Annotated in this window: 20 protein-coding genes; 13 read left to right on the top strand and 7 right to left on the bottom strand. The window is 71.8% G+C overall.

The genetic code is table 11. The features are described 5' to 3' along the window. Positions 1-424: 424 nt before the first annotated feature. Positions 425-2,008, bottom strand: a complete 1,584-nt coding sequence (locus tag ACGFI2_RS09105; protein ID WP_393513015.1) for an acyl-CoA carboxylase subunit beta — start codon at positions 2,006-2,008, stop codon at positions 425-427. Between the two features lie 72 nt (positions 2,009-2,080). On the opposite strand from ACGFI2_RS09105, the gene ACGFI2_RS09110 reads away from it, so the two are divergent. Both ACGFI2_RS09110 and ACGFI2_RS09115 read left to right on the top strand, forming a co-directional pair. Continuing rightward, positions 2,081-2,956, top strand: a complete 876-nt coding sequence (locus tag ACGFI2_RS09110; RefSeq protein ID WP_393513018.1) for a biotin--[acetyl-CoA-carboxylase] ligase — start codon at positions 2,081-2,083, stop codon at positions 2,954-2,956. Between the two features lie 187 nt (positions 2,957-3,143). Then, entirely contained in the window at positions 3,144-3,713 is a 570-nt protein-coding gene (locus tag ACGFI2_RS09115) for a PH domain-containing protein (RefSeq protein ID WP_393513021.1), read from the top strand. A 31-nt stretch (positions 3,714-3,744) separates the two neighbouring features. Here ACGFI2_RS09115 and ACGFI2_RS09120 read toward each other — a convergent pair whose 3' ends face one another. Beyond that, positions 3,745-4,443 carry a GtrA family protein gene (locus ACGFI2_RS09120; protein WP_393513024.1) on the bottom strand — a complete coding sequence of 233 codons (699 nt, stop codon included), beginning with the start codon at positions 4,441-4,443 and terminating at the stop codon, positions 3,745-3,747. A 63-nt stretch (positions 4,444-4,506) separates the two neighbouring features. Next, entirely contained in the window at positions 4,507-5,043 is a 537-nt protein-coding gene (locus ACGFI2_RS09125) for a GtrA family protein (protein WP_393513176.1), read from the bottom strand. A gap of 441 nt (positions 5,044-5,484) precedes the next feature. Between ACGFI2_RS09125 and ACGFI2_RS09130 the strand changes: the two genes are divergently transcribed. The 4 genes from ACGFI2_RS09130 (at position 5,485) to ACGFI2_RS09145 (ending at position 10,302) form a co-directional block, all read left to right on the top strand. Next, entirely contained in the window at positions 5,485-7,326 is a 1,842-nt protein-coding gene (locus ACGFI2_RS09130; protein WP_393513027.1) for a phosphoenolpyruvate carboxykinase (GTP), read from the top strand. A 40-nt stretch (positions 7,327-7,366) separates the two neighbouring features. Next, positions 7,367-8,242, top strand: a complete 876-nt coding sequence (locus ACGFI2_RS09135; RefSeq protein ID WP_393513030.1) for a hypothetical protein — start codon at positions 7,367-7,369, stop codon at positions 8,240-8,242. A 91-nt stretch (positions 8,243-8,333) separates the two neighbouring features. Continuing rightward, positions 8,334-9,500 carry a geranylgeranyl reductase family protein gene (locus tag ACGFI2_RS09140; RefSeq protein ID WP_393513179.1) on the top strand — a complete coding sequence of 389 codons (1,167 nt, stop codon included), beginning with the start codon at positions 8,334-8,336 and terminating at the stop codon, positions 9,498-9,500. 31 nt (positions 9,501-9,531) lie between these two features. Continuing rightward, on the top strand, positions 9,532-10,302 hold the full coding sequence (locus tag ACGFI2_RS09145; RefSeq protein WP_393513032.1) for an isoprenyl transferase: 771 nt from the start codon (positions 9,532-9,534) through the stop codon (positions 10,300-10,302). A 129-nt stretch (positions 10,303-10,431) separates the two neighbouring features. On the opposite strand, the gene otsB is transcribed toward ACGFI2_RS09145, so the two are convergent. The 3 genes from otsB to ACGFI2_RS09160 form a co-directional block, all read right to left on the bottom strand. Beyond that, positions 10,432-11,256, bottom strand: a complete 825-nt coding sequence (gene otsB, locus ACGFI2_RS09150; RefSeq protein ID WP_393513035.1) for a trehalose-phosphatase — start codon at positions 11,254-11,256, stop codon at positions 10,432-10,434. Positions 11,257-11,325: 69 nt separating this feature from the next. Next, positions 11,326-11,679: a hypothetical protein gene (locus ACGFI2_RS09155; RefSeq protein WP_393513037.1), complete on the bottom strand. Its 354-nt coding sequence runs from the start codon at positions 11,677-11,679 to the stop codon at positions 11,326-11,328. Positions 11,680-11,841: 162 nt separating this feature from the next. Beyond that, entirely contained in the window at positions 11,842-12,282 is a 441-nt protein-coding gene (locus tag ACGFI2_RS09160; RefSeq protein ID WP_393513040.1) for an XRE family transcriptional regulator, read from the bottom strand. Positions 12,283-12,546: 264 nt separating this feature from the next. On the opposite strand from ACGFI2_RS09160, the gene ACGFI2_RS09165 reads away from it, so the two are divergent. The 7 genes from ACGFI2_RS09165 to ACGFI2_RS09195 all read left to right on the top strand — a co-directional run bounded on the left by ACGFI2_RS09165 (position 12,547) and on the right by ACGFI2_RS09195 (position 19,513). Continuing rightward, the gene (locus ACGFI2_RS09165; RefSeq protein ID WP_393513042.1) at positions 12,547-12,888 is read left to right on the top strand and encodes a hypothetical protein; all 342 of its coding nucleotides are present in this window, start codon (positions 12,547-12,549) and stop codon (positions 12,886-12,888) included. Continuing rightward, complete coding sequence (locus ACGFI2_RS09170; RefSeq protein WP_393513045.1) at positions 12,885-13,310, top strand: hypothetical protein; 426 nt, start codon at positions 12,885-12,887, stop codon at positions 13,308-13,310. The genes ACGFI2_RS09165 and ACGFI2_RS09170 overlap by 4 nt, the downstream gene beginning before the upstream one ends. Positions 13,311-13,572: 262 nt before the next feature. Continuing rightward, positions 13,573-14,982, top strand: coding sequence for a PhoH family protein (locus ACGFI2_RS09175; RefSeq protein ID WP_393513048.1), 1,410 nt, complete (start codon positions 13,573-13,575; stop codon positions 14,980-14,982). A 313-nt stretch (positions 14,983-15,295) separates the two neighbouring features. After that, entirely contained in the window at positions 15,296-15,997 is a 702-nt protein-coding gene (locus tag ACGFI2_RS09180; protein WP_393513051.1) for a transglycosylase SLT domain-containing protein, read from the top strand. A 101-nt stretch (positions 15,998-16,098) separates the two neighbouring features. Continuing rightward, entirely contained in the window at positions 16,099-16,758 is a 660-nt protein-coding gene (locus tag ACGFI2_RS09185; protein WP_393513054.1) for a rhomboid family intramembrane serine protease, read from the top strand. Between the two features lie 108 nt (positions 16,759-16,866). Next, positions 16,867-17,835 (top strand): NAD(P)/FAD-dependent oxidoreductase, encoded by a 969-nt coding sequence (locus tag ACGFI2_RS09190; RefSeq protein WP_393513057.1) that lies wholly within the window; start codon positions 16,867-16,869, stop codon positions 17,833-17,835. Positions 17,836-17,893: 58 nt separating this feature from the next. Beyond that, complete coding sequence (locus ACGFI2_RS09195) at positions 17,894-19,513, top strand: hypothetical protein (protein WP_393513060.1); 1,620 nt, start codon at positions 17,894-17,896, stop codon at positions 19,511-19,513. Positions 19,514-19,519: 6 nt separating this feature from the next. Here the strand turns inward: ACGFI2_RS09195 and ACGFI2_RS09200 are convergent, their stop codons facing one another. Then, on the bottom strand, positions 19,520-20,206 hold the full coding sequence (locus tag ACGFI2_RS09200) for a TetR/AcrR family transcriptional regulator (RefSeq protein ID WP_393513063.1): 687 nt from the start codon (positions 20,204-20,206) through the stop codon (positions 19,520-19,522). Between the last annotated feature and the right edge of the window lie 133 nt (positions 20,207-20,339).

Raw genomic sequence — 20,339 nt, forward strand, 5'->3', positions numbered from 1 at the left:
TGGCGCCGTCGCTGGTTCGTGCACGGAGGGTGATGTAGCACTCGCCACGAGGCTGCTCACTGCGGGTAGGTAACCGGCCGGCGGTAAGGTCATCGCTCATACTCGATGGAACGCGCTGACCAGCTCATTCGGTCGAAAGCGGGTCGGGCGGGGATGAGGCTCTGATTGCCTTTGCTCTGCAGCCACCGACGCAGCGTTTCACGATACGTGACTGCTGCGTCGAGGGTTGCAGAGCAAAGGCGGCAGGGGTGGGGATCGCACCGGTGACCACGCTCAGTAGTGTGCGGACGAACTCGACGCCGCATCCGGCCCGACCCGGACCAGCGACGGCAGGTGCGGCTCGACCATCGGGAGCACGTCGGCGACCGTGACCGACCGTCCGGCTCGGCGGTGTCCCCGCCGTGCGGCGGGGACACCGCACGGGTCACAGCGGGATGTTGCCGTGCTTCTTCGGCGGCAACGTCTCGCGCTTGGTGCGCAGCACCCGCAGCGCCCGGACGATCTGGGTCCGCGTCTCGTGCGGCGGGATCACCCCGTCGACGTAGCCGCGCTCGGCGGCGATGTACGGGTTGGCGAGCGTGTCCTCGTACTCGGCGATCTTCTCGGCCCGCACCGCCGCCGGGTCCTCGGCGGCGGCCAGCTCGGAGCGGTAGAGGATGTTCACCGCACCCTGCGCGCCCATCACCGCGATCTGCGCGGTCGGCCAGGCGAAGTTGAGGTCCGCGCCGAGGTGCTTGGAGCCCATCACGTCGTACGCGCCGCCGTACGCCTTGCGGGTGATGACGGTGACCTTCGGGACGGTGGCCTCGGCGTACGCGTAGATGAGCTTCGCGCCCCGGCGGATGATGCCGTCCCACTCCTGCCCGGTGCCCGGGAGGAAGCCGGGCACGTCCACGAAGGTCAGCACCGGCACGTTGAACGCGTCGCAGGTGCGCACGAAGCGGGCCGCCTTCTCCGAGGCGGCGATGTCGAGCGTGCCGGCGAACTGCATCGGTTGGTTGGCCACCACGCCCACCGGGCGGCCCTCGACCCGACCGAAGCCGACCACCATGTTCTGCGCGTACAGCGGCTGCACCTCGAGGAACTCGCCGTCGTCGAGCACGTGCTCGATGACCCGGTGCATGTCGTACGGCTGGTTGGCCGAGTCGGGGATCAGCGTGTCCAGCTCCCGGTCCTCGTCGGTCACGTCGAGGATCGCCGGCGCGTCGAACACGACCGGCTCGTCCAGGTTGTTCGACGGCAGGTAGGACAGCAGCGCCTTGACGTAGGAGATCGCATCTTCTTCGTCCGTGCCGAGGTAGTGCGCGTTGCCGCTGCGGGCGTTGTGGGTGCGGGCGCCGCCCAGCTCCTCCATGCCGACGTCCTCCCCGGTGACCGTCTTGATCACGTCGGGGCCGGTGATGAACATGTGCGAGGTCTGGTCGACCATCACGGTGAAGTCGGTGACCGCCGGGGAGTAGACCGCGCCACCCGCGCACGGGCCCATGATCAGGGAGATCTGCGGGATGACGCCGCTGGCCCGCACGTTGCGGAAGAAGATCTCGCCGTAGAGGCCGAGCGAGGCGACGCCCTCCTGGATCCGCGCGCCGCCGGAGTCGTTGATGCCGACGACCGGGCAGCCGATCTTCATGGCGAGGTCCATCAGCTTGACGATCTTCTCGCCGAAGACCTCGCCGAGGGAACCGCCGAAGACGGTGAAGTCCTGCGCGAAGACGCAGACCTGCCGGCCGTCCACGGTGCCGTAGCCGGTCAGCACGCCGTCGCCGTACGGGCGGGTCCGCTCCAGCCCGAAGTTGGTGGAGCGGTGCCGGGCGAACTCGTCCAGTTCGACGAAGGAACCCTCGTCGAGGAGCATCCCGATCCGCTCCCGGGCGGTCTTCTTGCCCCGCGCGTGCTGCTTCTCGACCGCGCGCGCCGACCCGGCGTTCACCGCCTCGTCGAGCCGTCGCTCCAGGTCCGCCAGCTTGCCGGCGGTCGTGTGGATGTTGATCCCGGTCTCGGTAGTCACCCAGGGAATATAACGATGGTTCAGGCGGGTGACGCTGTGCAGTACGCCTCACCCGGGCCGTAGGCTGGTCCGATGCCGGGCTCCCCGTACACCGATCTGGATCGCCCGCCGCTGTCGGCGGCCCGGCTGCGCCGCGCGCTGGTCGCGCCGAACGGGCCCTGGCACCGGTTGGAGCTGCTGGCGGAGACCGGCTCGACCAACGCGGACGTGGTGGCCGCGGCACGGGCCGGTGAACCGGAGGGCCTGGTGGTGGTCGCCGAGCGGCAGAGCGCCGGCCGGGGCCGGCGGGGCCGGGTCTGGCAGTCCCCGCCGCGCGCCGGCATCGCGGCCAGCGTCCTGCTCCGGCCCGGCGAGGCGGTCGCCGAGCGTGGCTGGTCACCGGTGCCGGTCACCGGGTACGGCTGGCTGCCGCTGCTCGCCGGCGTCGCGCTGGTCGAGGCGGTACGCCTGCTGGCCGAGCTGGACGCCCGACTGAAGTGGCCCAACGACCTGCTGGTGGACGGCGCGAAGTGCGCCGGGGTGCTGGCCGAGGTGGTGCCGGGCGACGGTGACGCCCAGCCACCCGCGATCGTGGTCGGCGTCGGGCTGAACGTGACCCTGCGCGCCGACGAGCTGCCGGAGAACCCGACCGGGTTGCCGGCCACCTCGCTCCAGCTCGCCGGCGCGACCGCCACCGACCGTGATCCGCTGCTGCGGTCGCTGCTGCGCTCGCTCGCCGACTGGTACGAGCGCTGGCGCGACGCCGGGGGTGACGCGGTGGCCAGCGGGCTGCGCGACGCGTACCTGGCCGGCTGCGCCACGATCGGTCGCCGGGTGCGGGTGCTGCTCCCGGACGGTCGCGAGGTGCACGGCACCGCGACCGGCGTCGACCCGGACGGGCAGCTGCTGGTCGACGCGTCCGGCGAGACGCTCCGGCTGGCCGCCGGCGACGTCCTGCACCTCCGGTGAAAGGCGGGCCCCTTCTCGACAACGCGCCTCTCTGACGCCCGCGTCGCCGGCAACCGGCCGCGTCGCCGGCAACCGGCCGCGTCGCCGGCAACCGGCCGCCTCGCCGGCAGCCGCCCGCGCGGCCGATGTCGCCGGGGTGCCCTGACCGGTTACGGTCAGCGCGTCCGGTTCTGCGAGGAGGTTCGAAGTGGCGTTCCCCGAAGACGTGCTCACCGAGGACGAGCACGTCGTGCTGCACCTGCACCCGCACTGGAAGGCCCTGATCCGGCCGATCCTGGTGCTGGCGCTCACCGTCGCGGCGGTGGTCGCCGGCTGGCTCCTGCTGCCCGACGGTGACGGCGGCACGATCGCGCTCTACGTCATCGCCGGGCTCGGCCTGGTGCTGGCGTTGTGGCTGGGCCTGTGGCCGTTCCTGGTCTGGCGCACCACGCACTACCTCTTCACCAACGAGCGGGTGTTGCTGCAGGAGGGGGTGTTCTCCCGCAACCGGCGGGACCTGCCACTGACCCGGATCAACGACCACGCCATGCACCAGAAGTTCGTGGAGCGGATCCTCGGCTGCGGCACGCTGACCATCGAGTCGGCCGGCGAGCGGGGCCAGTCGGTGCTCGCCGACGTGCCGCACGTGGACCGGGTGCAGACGAAGCTCTACGAGCTGGTCGAGGCGCACCACGACAAGCACAGCCTGGGCGACGGCGAGATGCGCGAGATCCTGGCCGACATGGCCGAGGGCAAGTCCCTACGCGACCCTTCCTGACCGACCACCACCGACGCCGCTGAGCGGGGGATCAGCGGCGGGCGCGGCGGGGGCGCAGCTCGGCGGCGAGTTCGGCGTCCAGGTCGGCTCCGAGCGCGCCGCCCAGGGCGGCGTCCGCCGGCGCCGTACGGCCCTGCGGCGGGGTGTAGTCGCCCCCGGGGCGGTTCGCGCCCAGGGGCGGCTCTTCCTCCTCCAGCTCGCTGACGGACTCGGCCAGCTCGGCCACCGGGTCCATCTCGGCGACGTTGTCCCATTCGTCGCGGGGGACGGCGTGCCAGGTCTCCTCGGCGTGCTTCGGCACCGGCTGGAAGACGAACGTCCGGTAGGACCAGAAGCGGAACAGGGTGGCCAGCAGGACACCTATCGTCTTCGCCACGTTCAGGGCCAGCAGGCCGTGTACGCCGAGGCCGTACTTGGCCAGGGCCAGGACGCCGAGTTCGATGACCAGGCCCGCGCCGTTGAACAGGAAGAAAAGGATGTATTCGCGCCTTAGCGCGGCTTTCGGTCGATCCCGGTACGTCCAGTGCCGATTCATCAGATACGACGTGATCGTCGCGACGACGGTCGCGATCACGGTCGCCTTGAGCTGGCCGTCCCGGAAAACCGTGAGTGCGAGCGCATTGAACACCGCGTAATTGATGACGGTGTTGATGCCGCCGACGATGCCGAATTTGAGCGCCTCGTGGATGAACTTCTGCCAGCGCTCGGGCAGCAGACGGACTCCAGGCATGCGAAACACCTTAGGGCAGTGGGCAGGGCCGGCTGGGCCCGGCGGATCGGGATGGGCGGTGCGTCACGCCCCGGACTCTCGGTCGTGGCTCGGTGCCGAGACGGGGAGTGTTCCCGCCTCGACGAAGACGAACCGTCGGTACGACCAGAACCGGAACAGCGTGCCCAGGCCGGTGCCGACGACGAAGCTGGCGATGTTGTCGGCCAGCGGCGTCTGGAACACCTGCGGCCAGAGCGCGCCGAGGCCGTAGCGGCTGATCGCCAGGCAGGCCACCGCGATGCCGAGACCCACCCCGTTGAAGAAGAAGAACAGCGCGTACTCGCGGGCGGGGTGGGAGCGCTGCCGGTGCCGCCAGGTCCAGAACCGGTTGCCCAGGAAGGCGACGGTCGCCGCGATCACGGTGGAGATCGTCTTCGCCACCAGCGGTGGCATGCCGCGACCGCTCGACAGGTAGTTGAAGAGCGTGAAGTCGACGAGGAAGGCGACACCACCGACGGTGGCGAACTTGCTCAGCTCGTGGACGAGGTGGCCGAAGCGGTCGATCAGGGCTCCGATCGGACCCCGACGGGTCTCCGGAGCCTCCGGTTGGTCCCCGGTCATCGTCGCGGCCACTCGCCGAGAATACCGGTTACGCCCAACCCGGGCCGACTGCAACGGCGAGTCGCTCACCGCAACTTCGACGCCCGGCCGCCGGGATCGGCCGCCGGGTGGCGGAACGTGGTCCGTTCCGGATATCCGTGAGCACAGCGTAACCGGCTGTACGAATGTGTGGAGCCGGTCACGGAATCGCGCTTCCGTCGGCCGGGGCGTGGGAGGTTGACCGCAGGATTTGCGTGAAACTGCGCGCGAAAGCGGGTATCAGATCGCGATGCCGCAGCGTGGCCGCACCTTGTGCAGTTCTTCACAACCAGTCCCACTGACTGGGGAGGCAGCCCGGTTTACGCTGAGCCCAATCCCAGGTTTCCACGACGGCGGCGCACTCGCTCGCCAGAACTCGTGCATCCCATAGATCGGTCAGCGTCGACCACAAGGAGATGTGACATGGTTGCTCCGGCTGCTGTTCGGGGTATCGATCAGGCCCCGACGTCCCACCCCAAACTGCTCGCCTGGGTTCGTGAGGTCGCGGAACTGACCACCCCGGAGCGGGTGGTCTGGGTGGACGGGTCCGACGAGGAGTGGCGTCGCCTCACCGACGAGCTCGTCGAGAACGGCACCCTGATCCGGCTGAACCCCGAGAAGAAGCCCAACTCGTTCTACGCGCGGACGGACCCGACGGACGTCGCCCGGGTCGAGGAGCGCACCTTCATCTGCTCCGTCGACGAGGCGGACGCCGGCCCCACCAACAACTGGATGGCGCCGGCCGAGATGAAGCGGACGATGACGCAGCTCTACCGCGGCAGCATGCGCGGTCGCACCATGTACGTCATCCCGTTCTGCATGGGTCCGGTCGAGGCGGAGAGCCCCATGTTCGGCGTCGAGATCACCGACAGCCCGTACGTGGTCGCCTCGATGCGGATCATGACCCGGATGGGGTCGGCGGTCCTGGAGGCGATGGGTGACGACGCCGACTTCGTGCACGCGCTGCACTCCATCGGCGCCCCGCTGGCCCCGGGTCAGCAGGACGTGGCCTGGCCGTGCAACGAAACCAAGTACATCTCGCACTTCCCGGAGAGCCGGGAGATCTGGTCCTACGGCTCCGGCTACGGCGGCAACTCGCTGCTCGGCAAGAAGTGCTACTCGCTGCGGATCGCCAGCGTCATGGGCCGCGACGAGGGCTGGCTCGCCGAGCACATGCTGATCCTCAAGATCACCTCTCCCGAGGGCAAGGTCTACCACATCGCCGGCGCCTTCCCGTCGGCCTGCGGCAAGACCAACCTCGCCATGCTGGAGCCGACCATCCCGGGCTGGAAGGTCGAGACCATCGGCGACGACATCGCCTGGATGCGGTTCGGTCAGGACGGCCGCCTCTACGCGATCAACCCGGAGTACGGCCTGTTCGGCGTCGCGCCCGGCACCGACTGGAAGACCAACGCCAACGCCATGCGGACGCTCGACCGCGGCAACTCCGTCTTCACCAACGTGGCCCTCACCGACGACGGCGACATCTGGTGGGAGGGCATGGGTGAGCCGCCGGCGCACCTGATCGACTGGAAGGGCAACGACTGGACGCCGGAGAGCGAGCACCTCTCCTCGCACGCGAACAGCCGGTTCTGCACCCCGATCACCCAGTGCCCGATCCTGGCCGACGACTACTTCGACCCGAACGGCGTGCCGATCGACGCGATCCTGTTCGGCGGCCGGCGCCGGGACACGGTTCCGCTGGTCACCGAGGCGCGGGACTGGGTGCACGGCGTCTACATGGGCGCCACGCTCTCCTCGGAGACCACCGCCGCCGCGTCCGGGGCGGTCGGTGTGGTGCGCCGCGACCCGATGGCCATGCTGCCGTTCATCGGCTACCACGCCGGTGACTACTTCCGGCACTGGATCGAGATGGGCAAGGGCACCGACGGCGACGAGGCCAAGCTGCCCAAGATCTACTACGTGAACTGGTTCCGCAAGGACGCCGAGGGCAGCTTCCTCTGGCCGGGCTTCGGCGAGAACTCCCGCGTGCTCAAGTGGGTCATCGAGCGGCTGGAGGGCCGGGCGGAGGCGGTGGAGACCCCGATCGGCATGGTTCCGGCGCAGGACGCGCTGGACATCGAGGGCCTCGACATGACCCCGGAGGACGTCCGGATCGCCCTGAAGGTCGACCCGGAGGAGTGGCGCAAGGAGCTTCCGCTGGTCACCGAGTGGTTCGAGAAGTTCGGGGACAAGCTCCCCGGCGTGCTCTGGGCCGAGCTGGACGCGCTGCGCGCCCGGCTGGACGCGGAGCCGCAGAAGTAGCAGGTGTGCCGACTGCCCGCACCGGGCAAGACCGGATGCCATGAGGACGGCCGCCGAACCTGTCGAGGTCCGGCGGCCGTCCGCCGTCCGGGCGCTGACCACGTTGCTCGCCGTGACGGCGGGGGCGACCGTCGTGGTCGAGCTGCTCAATTACTGGTACGCACCGGAGCAGGAGTTCGGCCTCGCCGTACGCACCGGCTGGGCGATGCTCCGGTCGCTCGGCTTCCTGTTGCTGATCGGGCACGTCAACGCCGGCCGGGTGGCGGCCCGGCCGTTCGGGCTGATCCTGGCCGTGACCACGATCTTCGCGGTGGGCCGCTTGGTCGTGCCGCGGGCCGGCGTGCCCGCGCTGCCCGGCCTGCTCGGCTTCGCCGCGCTCACCGCGCTCTGCGTCGCCGTGGTGGTGCTGCTCTACCGCTCCGACACGGTCCGCGCCCACCTGGTCCGGCACCGCAAGGGTCTCGTGGTCGAGGGCGGGACGATCTCCTGGCGCGAGGTGACGCCGAGGCGCCCGCAGGCGAACGGGTGGCTGCTCACCGCCCGGGTCGCGGCGTTCACCTACAGCCCGCTGATGCTGGTGCCGGCGCTGGTGGCGACCGGCTCGCTGCTGGACGGCGGGCTCGCGGCCGTGCCGGCGGTGCTGTGCTGGCTCGCCGCCGGCATCGCGGCCAGCTACGCGGTGCTGTTCTGCACCGCGTTCCTGCTGCGCGGAAAGGGCTGGGCCCGCCGGGCGCTTGTGGTGGTGACGCTCGGCGTGCTCGCGCTCGACCTCCCGCTCTGCTGGTGGCTGCTCGGCGTCGACGGCCTGATCCGCGACGGCGCCCCCCTGGTCAGCGCCGCCGCGCTCTGCCTCTGGTCCCTGCACCGTGCCGCCCGCCCCGCCAACCCGCCCACCCACCCCACCTCACCGCGCTGATCAAGGAGTTCGCGTCACCGCGGGCGCGCCTCCCGACGCAAACCCCTTGATCACCGGCGGCAGGGGGGAGGATGAGGCAGTGGGTGGTGCGGTGTGGGACGTCGTGGTGGTGGGGGCGGGGCCGGCCGGGGCGGCGGCGGCGCTCGGCGCCCGGCGGGCCGGGGCGGCGCGGGTGCTGCTGCTCGACCGGTACGACTTCCCGCGCGACAAGGCGTGCGGGGACGGCATCGCCGCGCACGCGGTGGACGTCCTCGCCGAGCTGGGGGTGACCGGCGCCGTCGACGGGTACCCGCCCCTGCCGGCGCTGCGCCTGGTCGGGCCGGGCGGCGGCACGGTGGCCCGGACCCTGCCCCGGCCCGCCTACACGGTGCCTCGGCGGGTGTTCGACGCGCGCCTGGTCCGGGCCGCGGTCGAGGGCGGGGCCGAACTGCGGCGGCACACCGTACGCCGGGTGGAGGTGACCGCCGACCGGGTGGTGCTCGACGGCGAACTGGCCGCCCGGGCGGTGGTCGGGGCGGACGGCGCCGGTTCGGTGCTGCGGCGGGCACTCGGCTGCCCGGTGAACCCGGACCGGCACCTCGCGCTCGCCATCCGGGGCTACGCGCCCGCGCCGCCCGGCCCGCCCGAGCAGCTCATCGTCACCTCGGCGGCGCGCTGGCCCGCGTACGCCTGGGCCTTCCCGATCGGTGACGGGCGCGCGAACGTCGGGTACGGGGAGGTGCTGCGCGGCGAGCCGCTGACCCGCGCGCACCTGCTGGCCCGGATGGCCGCGCTGCTGCCCGGCACCGACCCGACCACGGTGACCGACCTGCGGGCGCACCACCTGCCGCTCTCCACCCACCGGCCGACGCCGGGCCGGGGCCGGATTGTGCTGGCCGGCGACGCGCTGTCGTTGATCAACCCGTTCACCGGCGAGGGCATCTTCTACGCGCTGCGCTCCGGCGCGCTGGCCGGGGCGGCGGCGGCCGGCGCGCCCGCCGAGGCGGCCCGCCGGTACGCGGCCGCGCTGCGCGACCGGCTCGGCGCCCACCTGCGGCACAGCTCGGCGGCGGCCTGGCTGGCCCGGCGGCGGTGGGTGGTGGACGCGGTGGTCGGCGCGGCCGGCCGGGACGAGCGGGTCTACCGGACGGTGGTGGAGCTGGGGCTCGGCGACGGCCGGCTGGACGCGCGCACGCTGGCCGTGATCGCCGCCGGTGTGCCGCGTCCGCGGCGGCCCGGAAACGACCGGCCGTCCCGCGATGCGCCACCGCGGCACTGATCTCTCGCGCGGGTCGCTACCCTGCAAGGTGATGACTCTGCGGAAACTCCTCTACTCCGTGTACGAGCGCCGGCTGACGGCGAAGCTCGCGGGCCGGCCCGTGCCCGCGCACGTCGGCGTGATGTGCGACGGCAACCGCAGGTGGGCCCGGGAGATGGGCCTGGTCGATCCGAACGACGGCCACCGGATGGGTGCCGAGCGGATCAAGGAGCTGCTCCGCTGGTGCGACGCGGCCGGCGTCGGGCACGTCACGCTCTGGCTGCTCTCCACCGACAATCTCTCCCGACCGGCCGGCGAGCTGGACCCGCTGCTCCAGATCATCGCGGACCTCACCAGCGAGCTGGCCGAGGAGGGCAACCCCTGGCGACTGCGCATGGTGGGCGCGCTCGACGTGCTGCCGGCGCAGCACGCGGCCGCGTTGAAGGGCGCCGCGGAGCGCACCCGGGACCGCGACGGCGGGGCCCAGGTCAACATCGCGGTGGGGTACGGCGGCCGGCGCGAGATCGCCGACGCGGTCCGCTCGCTGCTGCTGGAGCACGCGGCGCAGGGCGGCACGCTCGAGGAGTTGGCCACCACGATCGACGTCGAGCACATCTCGGAGCATCTCTACACCAAGGGGCTGCCCGACCCCGATCTGATCATCCGGACCAGCGGCGAGCAGCGGCTCTCCGGCTTCATGCTCTGGCAGAGCGCGCACTCGGAGTTCTACTTCTGCGAGCTGAACTGGCCCGACTTCCGCAAGGTCGACTTCCTCCGGGCCCTGCGCTCCTACGCCACCCGCCAACGCCGCTACGGCGTCTGAGCCCGCCCCTCACGCTGATCTTGCAGATTCGGCCCCGCGCACGGGGCTTCCACCCCCTTTGTCGGGGCGGTAAGCGCAAGATCAACGAGGAGGGTGGCGAGCGCAGGACCGACGGGAGGGCGGCGGGGCTCAGGTCAGGTGGGGCAGGGCGGCGGTGAGGAAGTCGCCGAGGGCGGCCGGGGAGTCGAGCGTGAGGTCGGCGGCGTCGGCCACCTCGTGCCCGGTCTCCGGGTTGGCGACGGCCACGCAGACACCGAGGAAGTCGGGGTCGGTGGCGGCGCGGGCGCGCAGCGCGGCGAACGCCTTGATGTCGGAGACGTCGTCGCCGAAATACCAGGCGCCGCCGGCGTCCCGGACCGTCTCGCCGATGACCATGCCCTTGTCCCGGTCGACCGGCGGCTTCAGCTCCAGCACCATGCGACCGGCCTGGCAGCGCAGGCCCAGCCGTTCGGCGCGGGCCCGGCCCCACTCCTGCACCACGTCACCGAGCTGCGGGGCGGTACGCCAGTGCAGCGCGACGGAGAGCCGCTTGAACTCGACCAGGGCGCCGGGCGGCAGCTCGGCCTCGGCCTGTTCGGCCAGCTCGGCCATGGTCGGCACCCAGGGCAGGGCGGCCGGCTCGGTGACCGTCTCGCCGCCGGAGTGGCTGTGCTCCAGGCCGTAGAGCCCGTACAGGTCGACGCCGGCGAGGCCGCTCAGTTGGTCGCGGAGGAACTCCACCGGGCGCGCGGAGACGATGGCGATCCGGCGTACGCGTGGGGCGAGCGCCTCCAGCGCGGCCAGCACCTTCGGCGCGGGCCGGACCGCGGTGGGGTCGTCGTCGACCGGCGCGAGTGTGCCGTCGAAGTCGAAGAAGAGCACGACGTCACCCGCGCGGGCGGCGGTGGCACGCCAGGCGTGCTCGGCGTCCAACGGAGTCTTCGGCTGCTGGTTGCCCAGATTCAACGGCGGCACGCGCGACAGCGTACCCCGCGCCGGGCGGCGTATTCGTGGCCGAGATGTGACGTCGGGGCGACGTGGGAGTCAGCGTTCGGCGGTTCCTCGTCCCCGGCGCCCGAACGGCACCACGGCCGCCTCCTGCCCGTGACTGAGCAGGTAGCCCTCCACGAAGCCGGTGTTCCGGTCGCCGGTGTGCGCCTCGATCTCGTTGAGCCGCGCCACCAGGAACTCGGTGAGCGCGCTGACCCGGTCGTTGAGCCGGTCGTGCAACTCGGCGACGACGGCGAGGATCACCGCTGTGCCGGCCGTGGTGAGCGCGAGGAGATTGACGACCAGGGGAAGCTGCCCGCCGTTCAGCACGCCGACCACCACGTTGCCGGTCACGCAGGATGTCACCGACACCACCGCGACCACGACTGCCAACCATTTCAGGGTCATGGACAGACCCCTCCTTCTGTCCCGCAGGGCTGGATTCGGCTGTGTTCCGTCCCCCCGCCGACGACGGCCCTTAGCAGTACAAACGTGGACGCTAGCGGGTCCGGTCCGTCCCCGAGGCGAAACGATCGGGACTGACCTTCCGTTCTTTCGCCATCTGAGGAACTACCCGGCTTGTTTACCCCTATTCCGGACATTCGCCGGAAGAGTCGGGCGATATGCGAGGTAACGAATGGTTTCTCGAATGTGGAACTTCTCCGCGTCGGACACGTTCGGGTCGACCAGCCGACGCAGCAGCGCCTCGACGTCCGGGTCCATCGGCGGCGGGGTGGGTGCGGCGCGGGGGCCGGTCGCCCGGTCCCAGCCGAGCGCCGTGAACCCGGTGGTCGGGTCGAGCCCGAGCCCCTCGCAGAACGCGACCACGCGTTCGGCCTCGGGGTCGCTGGCCCAGTCGCCGCGGACCCAGCGGTTGATGGTCTGGCGGGAGACGCCGGTGCGCCGGGAGACCTCGGTGCCGCTCCAGGCCCGCATGGCCCGGGCGTCGTCCAGCGCCCGCCGGACGAAGGTGGCGAAAGCGATCTTCCGTGCATTGGTCGTCTCACTCACCCCGTGACGGTACGACCAGTCGGTCGTTCCAGGGTGACTCGGCACGCTGTTGTCACGCCGACGTGACGCTGATCCGGCTTGTCCGGTAAACGATCCAGAGCTGCTCCTGAGGGGTGTCACCCGGGCAGAATAGATAGACACGAGTACGGCGGCAAACGGACGAAAAGCTGATACTGTCACGCTCATGAGACAACTTACGGTGTGTCACGTGTTTGAGACGACGAGTGCTCACATGCGTCACTCCGCGGTTGCGGAGGGGGTCTCGTGACCGAGCTCGCGACCCGCGCCCAGGCGTTCCGGTTGATTGCGGACGGAGTCTCCGCCGGATTGAGCGCCCCGTGGCGCCTCTACCTCGCCCGAGGCTGCCGCTACCTCTCGATGAGCGTCGGTGACCGGGCGGAGTGGGACGCCTGGCGTACCCATCTCGGCTGTCCCGAACTGAGCGTGCGCGTCTACGACTCCGGTGGCGAGATCCGCCGGGCGTCCGTCGCCGAGGTGATCCTGGACGGGTGCCGGATCAGCGTCGAGTTGGTCGAGGAGGTCAGCACCGACGACCTGGAGCGGCTGCTGGTGGTCGACCCGCTACCCGGGGCGGACGAGCGATGAGCCCCTTTCTCGCCGTCGTCCTCGTCCTGGTGCTCGGCTCCACCTGCTACGCCGCCGGCCGGCTGCACGGCCAGCTCAGCTACCGGATCGGCTACCGGTTCGGCTACCGGCAGGGCTACTTCGACGGCGACCGGGGCGCCTGGAACCGCCGGCGTCGGGACGCCCAGGCCGCCATCGCCTCGGCGCTGTCCGGCCCCGCCCCGACCGTGGTGACGTCGGTCGGGCGGGCGACCACGCCGTTCGACGGCACCGCCGTGCCGGCCGCGGTCACCGCCCGGCCCGGCGCCCCGGCGGTACGGGTCACCGCGACCGCTCAGCTCGGTGGGCCGGCCGTCCGCGCGGGCACCACGTACACCGGGTCCTCGTTCACCGCGGCGACCGCCGGGCCGAGGGCCGGGACCCTGGTCCGCCGTTCCGGCTGAGGCCCCACCTGACCGGCCGGGATGCGCGCAGGGGGCATGCATCCCGGCCGCTTTCTCACGTGTTCATCGATGATCCACCCGGACCCCTAGCCGCGCGGGCCCACGGGGATTAGCGTCTAGGCATGGCGCGGGGTTTTCCCGGGCCAGCCGGACAGCCCGGACCTGCGACCTCGCGCACGGGGCCCGCATCCGACCCCGTGTCCGCCGGGCACCGGAAGAGGCGGAACTCGGGTGGCCGGGTGCCCATCCGCGGAGCAGGCCTGTGACCACTCGCCGTACCCCCGCCGGTGCCGACCAGACCCCGGCCGCGACCGCCACCGCCCGTCGGACCACCCGCAGCCGGCGCACCGCCGCCGCTGCCGCCACCGAGGAGCCTCGACCAGCGGGCCCGGCATTCGTGCTGGACACCTCCGTCCTGCTCTCCGACTCGGCGGCGTTCCACCGCTTCGCCGAGCACGAGGTGGTGCTGCCGCTGGTGGTCATCTCCGAGTTGGAGGGCAAGCGGCACCATCCCGAACTCGGGTGGTTCGCCCGCCAGTCGCTGCGCATGCTTGACGAGCTGCGGGTGCGGCACGGCCGGCTGGACCGGCCGGTGCCCGCCAACGACCAGGGCGGCACGTTGCGGGTGGAGCTCAACCACACCGACGACGGCGTGCTGCCGCCCGGCTTCCGCAACGAGTCGAACGACGCCCGGATCCTCTCGGTGGCGCTCAACCTCGCCGCCGAGGGGCGTGAGGTGACCCTGGTCAGCAAGGACATGCCGCTGCGGGTGAAGGCGGCGTCGGTCGGCCTGCGCGCGGACGAGTACCGGCACGGCCAGGCCAGCGACCCGACCTGGACCGGGATGGCCGAGCTGGAGCTGGCCGAGGAGGAGATCGGCCGGCTGTATGCGGGCGACGCGCTGGACTCCGACGCCGCCGCGGGCCTGCCCTGCCACACCGGGTTGGTGCTGCACTCGGCGCGGGGTTCGGCGCTCGGCCGGGTGCAGCCCGACAAGACGGTGCGGCTGGTCCGTGGCGACCGGGAGGCGTTCGGCCTGCACGGGCGTTCGGCGGAGCAGCGGATCGCGCTCGACCTGCTGCTGGACGAGTCGATCGGTATCGTCTCGATGGGTGGCCGGGCCGGCACCGGCAAGTCGGCGCTGGCCCTCTGCGCCGGCCTGGAGGCGGTGATGGAGCGCCGCCGGCACAAGAAGGTGATCGTCTTCCGCCCGCTGTACGCGGTCGGCGGCCAGGAACTCGGCTATCTGCCCGGCTCGGAGTCGGAGAAGATGTCGCCCTGGGCCCAGGCCGTCTTCGACACGCTGGGCGCGGTGGTGCACGAGAACGTGCTGGATGAGGTCACCTCGCGCGGGCTGCTGGAGGTGCTGCCGCTCACCCACATCCGGGGTCGGAGCCTGCACGACGCGTTCGTCATCGTCGACGAGGCCCAGTCGTTGGAGCGAGGGGTCCTGCTCACCGTGCTCTCCCGGATCGGCCAGGGCTCGCGGGTGGTGCTCACCCACGACGTGGCGCAACGCGACAACCTCCGGGTCGGCCGGCACGACGGTGTGACCGCGGTGATCGAGGCGCTGAAGGGGCATCCACTCTTCGCGCACGTCACCCTCAGCCGATCGGAGCGATCTCCGATCGCCGCGATGGTCACCGACCTGCTGGAGGACATCCCGAGCTGAGGCGGATATTTGTCCTAATTCATGCGCATTCTTTATGTGGCGCAGATCACTTTTGTCCTCCGCGGTTTCCCACCAGCCTCACCGTGCGCGATGGTGTCCATCGAGCGCCACCGACAACTCCAGTGCCGAGACAGTGCCTGGAGCCCCATACGCACCGGACGGCTCGTCGAGCATTCTCCGCCACGGACGGCGGGAGCCACGAGGCCCGGTGCGGCGGCCGAGACCGTCGGGGCGGGGCGCTCACGGCACCCGGGCGCGGCCGACCCCGGCCACGCATGGTGTCGTGTCCCTGTCTCCGACGAAGGGAAACTTCGTGAGTCGGCTGTGGAGCCGGTTCGGCGCCCGTACGGCCGCTGTCGCACTGCTCTCCGTGGGCGTTGCCGGCGGTTTCTACCTGGGCGAGGATCGTCAGACCCAGCAGCAGGGTCTGACCGCGCAGGTCGGCCGCCAGGTCGACCAGACCGAATACACCTACCAGCGCGAACGGCAGGCCGACCATCGCCTGCGGTCGTCGAAGCAGCGGGCCGCGGAATACCAGGCCAAGCTGCGTGCCGCGGCGGCGGCGAAGGAAGCCGCCGAACGGGCCAAGGCGGCCGAGAAGGCAGCCGCGAACCGCAAGAAGGAGCGGGACGCGGCGGAGGCCGAGGCCAAGGTGACAGCCGAGACCAAGGCCAAGCCGTACGACGGGCCGATCCCCGCCTCGTGCGCGGAGTACAGCGGCAACCGGAAGGTCGGTTGCGCCATCATGCTCGACAAGGGCTTCGGCATCGACCAGTTCCCCTGTCTGGACAAGCTCTGGAACAAGGAGAGCGGCTGGAACCCGAAGGCCTCCAACAGCAGCTCCGGCGCGTACGGGATTCCGCAGGCCGTGCCGGGCAGCAAGATGAGCTCGGTGGCCGACGACTGGCGGACCAACCCCGCCACCCAGATCAAGTGGGGCCTCGGCTACATCAAGGGCCGCTACGACACCCCGTGCGGCGCGTGGCAGCAGTCGCAGAGCGAAGGCTGGTACTGACAGCCTGATCGACGGCGGGACGCGCGGAGATCCGCGTGTCCCGCCGCCGTCGTCTCGCCCCCGACTGGCGGCCGGCCGCATTTACTGATAGCTCTTGGTGGGTGACCTGGCAGGACAGCCCTCGCGGCGGAGACCCCAACCGGTTCGGCACCGACGCCTTCTACGCGTCGCTCGGCCGGGCCTTCGTCGCGATGTGCGCGGTCGTGCCGGTGCTGTTCCTCATCGAGGCGCTCGACGTCGGCCTGCGACTCAACCTCGACGTCACCGCCGGCATCATCCCGCACCGGATCCAGGGCCTGGACGGCGTCTTCTTCTCGCCGTTCCTGCACGCCGGCTGGAACCACCTCTACAGCAACAGCATCCCGCTGATCCTGCTCGGCACGTTCGTGCTGGCCGCCGGCACCCGCCGGTTCCTCTGGTCCACCGCGGTGATCATCGTGGTCAGCGGCCTCGGCGTGTGGTTCACCGGCTCGCCCACCTCCGTGGTGGTCGGCGCGAGCGGGGTGATCTTCGGCTACCTCGGCATTCTGATCACCCGGGGCGTGGTGGAGCGGAGCTGGTGGAACTTCGCCGTCGTGCTGCTGGTCGGCCTGCTCTACGGCTGGCAGCTGTTGGGCATCCTCCCCACCGACGAGCGGATCTCCTGGCAGGGCCACCTGTTCGGGCTGCTCGGCGGCGTGGTCGCGGCGATCCTGTTCCGCCGCCGTGGCAACACCGGCGCACCGGACCGCCTCGGATCACCGCCCGTCACCCTGCCCTGACGACGCGTCCGTCCATCAGCGGGACGTGCTTGCCCACGGCCGTCCGTCCGCCTACCGTCGGCATCAGCACACGTTGATCCACCCCCGGGCGGAAAGTGACGGTACGCCATGCGCGAGGTCGATGTCGCCGTGATCGGTGCCGGCCCGGCCGGGCTCTTCGCCGCCTACTACGCCGGGTTCCGTGGGCTCTCGGTGGCCGTGATCGACGCGCTGCCCGAGCCGGGCGGGCAGGTCACCGCGATGTACCCGGAGAAGCTGATCCTCGACGTCGCGGGCTTCCCCGCGGTGAAGGGCCGGGAGCTGGTCGCGAACCTGGTCGCCCAGGCCGCGCCGTTCCATCCCGAATACCTGCTCGGCGTACGCGCGGAGAAGCTGTCCTACCTCGACGGGCGGCCGGTGCTCGGGCTGGCCGGCGGTGAGCAGTTGGGCTGCGGCGCGGTGGTGGTGACCGGCGGGCTGGGCAGCTTCTCGCCCCGGCCGCTGCCGGTGGCGGAGAGCTTCACCGGCACCGGGATCGTCTACTTCGTGCCCCAGCCGACCGAGCTGACCGACCGGCACGTGCTCATCGTCGGTGGCGGCGACTCGGCCTTCGACTGGGCGGCCACGCTCGCCCCGCTGGCCCGGTCGGTGACCCTGGCGCACCGGCGGGACCGCTTCCGCGCGCACGCCGCGACCGTCGAGCGGGTCCGCGAGCTGCCGGTGCGGGTCGTGGTCAACGCCGAGGTGAGCCGGCTGTACGGGGAGGAACGCGTCACCGGCGCCGAGCTGACCGTACGCGGCGGCGCCGCGGAGACGCTGCCGGTGGACACCGTCGTGGCCGCGCTCGGCTTCACCGCCGACCTGGGCCCGCTCGCCGAGTGGGGTCTCCAGCTCGACCGGCGGCACATCCTGGTGGACAGCGCGATGGCCACCAACCTGCCCCGGGTTTTCGCGGCCGGCGACATCACCGAGTACCCGGGCAAGGTCCGCCTGATCGCCACCGGCTTCGGCGAGGCGGCGACCGCGGTCAACAACGCGGCGGTCGCCATCGACCCGACCGCGCACCTCTTCCCCGGCCACTCCTCCGACGGCACCTGAGGCCGGATCCTCACCACCGTGTGGCCGCACCGAGACCGTCGGTGCCCACGATGGACGGATGACCCGTCCCGACTCGACCGCGCCCGACGGCGCCCGGGTGGCGCTGGCCTGGCTGGGCCAGCCGGTGACCGTGCTCGCGCTGATCGTCCTGCTGCTCAACGACCACGTGCTCAAGGCCGCGTGGCCCGGGCCGGTCACCGGCAAGCTGAGCGACGTCGCCGGTCTGGTGCTCGCGCCGCCTCTGGTGGCCGTGCTGGTCACGCTGGTCGCGCCCCGGCTGCGGGCCCGGGTCGCCGCCTTGGTCGCGCTCGGCTCGGTCGGCGTCGGGTTCGCCGTGGTCAAGACGAGCGGGTACGCCGCGACGGCCGCCTCGGACCTCTGGGGCATGGTCAGCGGGCCGTCGTTGGTCCGCGCCGACCGGACCGACCTGCTCGCCCTGCCGGCGCTCGCGGTGGCCGGCTGGGCGGGGCACCAGGCCCGGCACGACCCGGTGGGGCGTCGCTCCGCCCGGCTGGTCCGCCTGCTCGTGCTGCTGCCGGCGGCGACGTTCGCGGTGGCGGCCACCAGCGCGCTCCACTCTCCCGACGCGGTCGACGCGGCCGTGGTCGACGGCCGGCTCGTGGCCGGTATCGCGGACAGCCGGGGGCCCGACAGCCGTCCCGTCGCCTCGCAGTGGCGGATCAGCGAGGACGCCGGGCTGACGTGGCGGGACGCCACGGCCGGCGAGGTGGCGCTCCTGACGTCCCGGTCGGCAGACCCGGCGTCGCCCGCCCGGGAGGACTGCTCGACGGCTTCGCCGCAGCACTGCTACCGGTTGACGCCCGGCCGCATCCGGGTGGAGGCCAGCGACGACGCCGGCCGGAACTGGCACCTGTCCTGGCAGGTCACCGAGGAGCAGCGGGCCCTCCTGAACGCCCGCTACCAGGAGGCCGGACCACGCGGGGAACGGATCGCCGGTCAGGATCTGGCGGTGCTGGACATCGGTGCCGGGGGGCACGTCGTGCTGGTCGCCAACGGCCGGGACGGCTTCGCGGTGCGGGGCGCGGACGGGCGGTGGCAGCGGATCGGGTTCACCGGCGGGCAGTGGGGGGCGAACCCACCGCCACTGGACACCATCTCGCCGATGGATCGGCACAACGACCCGTTGCGGGCCGTGACGCTGGCGTTCGCGCTGGCGGCCTTCGTGCTGATCGTGTCGGGGATGCGGGCCGGTCACACCACCGGCTACGGCCTGTCGCTGTCGTCCCCGCTCCTGGTGGTGCTGTCTCTCGTCGCGCTGGCGCTGCTGCCGGTCTGGACCACCGACGACCTCCTCGCGCCGACGGCGGCCATCGGGTGCGCCTTCCTGCTGCTGGTCGGCACGTTGCTGGCGCTGATTCCGAACTGGGCGCGGCGGGCCCCCGGCCGGTGGACCGCCGAGGTGCTCCTGGCCGCCGCGCTCACCCTGGTGCTGACCGCGCTGCCGCTCGCCGGCTGGCTCCACGGCCGACCGGTTTACGCCGTGATCGCCGTCCTGCTCACCCTGCCGGCCACGTTGCCGGGGCTGGTGCTCGGCTGGCGGGCGGCGCGGCTGATCGAGCCCTGGCAGGCGCCCTGGCCGTACTGGCCACCCCCGTCCCACCCGGCGGATCCGCCCTACCCGCCGTCGGCGGGGCAGTGGCCCGGCCCGGCCCGCTGACCGCCGTCAGGGCAGGCCGAGCAGGTCGGCCATCAGGCCGATCTGGTGGTCGAAGTACTCGTCGCGGTGCGGCAACGCCCGGTTGATCCGGCCGAACAGCTCGAAGCTGATCAGCCCGAAGAGCTGGGTCCAGCCGGCCATCCCGCGCGCCATCAGCGCGGGCGGCAGCGCCACGCCGGTCTGGTCGACCAGGTCGGCCACGTCGCCGCGGAGCGGCTCGGGCAGGTCCGCGTCCGGCGGGGCGAGGCGGCCGGTGTCCACCCCGTCGCGCAGGATGCCGATCAGCGTCATCGGGGGACGCTGGGCCGGCGCGACCGTGTCGTCCGGGGCCGCGTAGCCGGGGACCGGGCTGCCGTAGAGCAGCGCGTACTCGGCGGGGTGCGCCAGCGACCAGGTGCGTGCCGCCCGGCAGGCGGCGTGCCAGCGCCCGCGCAGGTCGTCCTGGTCGGCGGCGGCGTCGGCCCTCTCCACCGCGTCGCCGAGCGCGTCGTACGCCTCCAGGATCAGCGCGGTGAGCAGGTCGTCCCGGCTGGGGAAGTAGCGGTAGATCGCCGAGGAGACCATGCCGAGGTCCCGCGCGACGGCGCGCAGCGAGAGGTCGGCGCCGTCGGTGGCCAGGTGGCGGCGGGCGACCGCCTTGATCTCTTCGATCATGCCGGCGCGGACCCGGGCGCGGAGCGAGGGAGCGACCATGCCCTCACTGTGCCACGAATGAGAGCAGCAATCAAAAGCGAGAGCACTGCTCTTGACGGCGACCGTTCCCTGAGTCATGCTCTTCTTCGAGAGCGGTGCTCTCCATTCGGACTACTGCTTCAGAAAAGGTGGA

This window comes from Micromonospora sp. NPDC049282 (assembly GCF_043197045.1).
In the GTDB taxonomy this organism is placed as follows: Bacteria; Actinomycetota; Actinomycetes; order Mycobacteriales; family Micromonosporaceae; genus Micromonospora.

Bases quoted from the DNA above. Each gene is read 5' to 3' on its own strand.
- ACGFI2_RS09110 (WP_393513018.1), top strand. From the start codon at position 2,081: ATGCCGGGCTCCCCGTACACCGATCTGGATCGCCCGCCGCTGTCGGCG.
- ACGFI2_RS09120 (WP_393513024.1), bottom strand. From the start codon at position 4,443: ATGCCTGGAGTCCGTCTGCTGCCCGAGCGCTGGCAGAAGTTCATCCAC.
- ACGFI2_RS09125 (WP_393513176.1), bottom strand. From the start codon at position 5,043: ATGACCGGGGACCAACCGGAGGCTCCGGAGACCCGTCGGGGTCCGATC.
- ACGFI2_RS09130 (WP_393513027.1), top strand. From the start codon at position 5,485: ATGGTTGCTCCGGCTGCTGTTCGGGGTATCGATCAGGCCCCGACGTCC.
- ACGFI2_RS09135 (WP_393513030.1), top strand. From the start codon at position 7,367: ATGAGGACGGCCGCCGAACCTGTCGAGGTCCGGCGGCCGTCCGCCGTC.
- ACGFI2_RS09145 (WP_393513032.1), top strand. From the start codon at position 9,532: ATGACTCTGCGGAAACTCCTCTACTCCGTGTACGAGCGCCGGCTGACG.
- ACGFI2_RS09155 (WP_393513037.1), bottom strand. From the start codon at position 11,679: ATGACCCTGAAATGGTTGGCAGTCGTGGTCGCGGTGGTGTCGGTGACA.
- ACGFI2_RS09170 (WP_393513045.1), top strand. From the start codon at position 12,885: ATGAGCCCCTTTCTCGCCGTCGTCCTCGTCCTGGTGCTCGGCTCCACC.
- ACGFI2_RS09190 (WP_393513057.1), top strand. From the start codon at position 16,867: ATGCGCGAGGTCGATGTCGCCGTGATCGGTGCCGGCCCGGCCGGGCTC.
- ACGFI2_RS09195 (WP_393513060.1), top strand. From the start codon at position 17,894: ATGACCCGTCCCGACTCGACCGCGCCCGACGGCGCCCGGGTGGCGCTG.
- ACGFI2_RS09200 (WP_393513063.1), bottom strand. From the start codon at position 20,206: ATGGTCGCTCCCTCGCTCCGCGCCCGGGTCCGCGCCGGCATGATCGAA.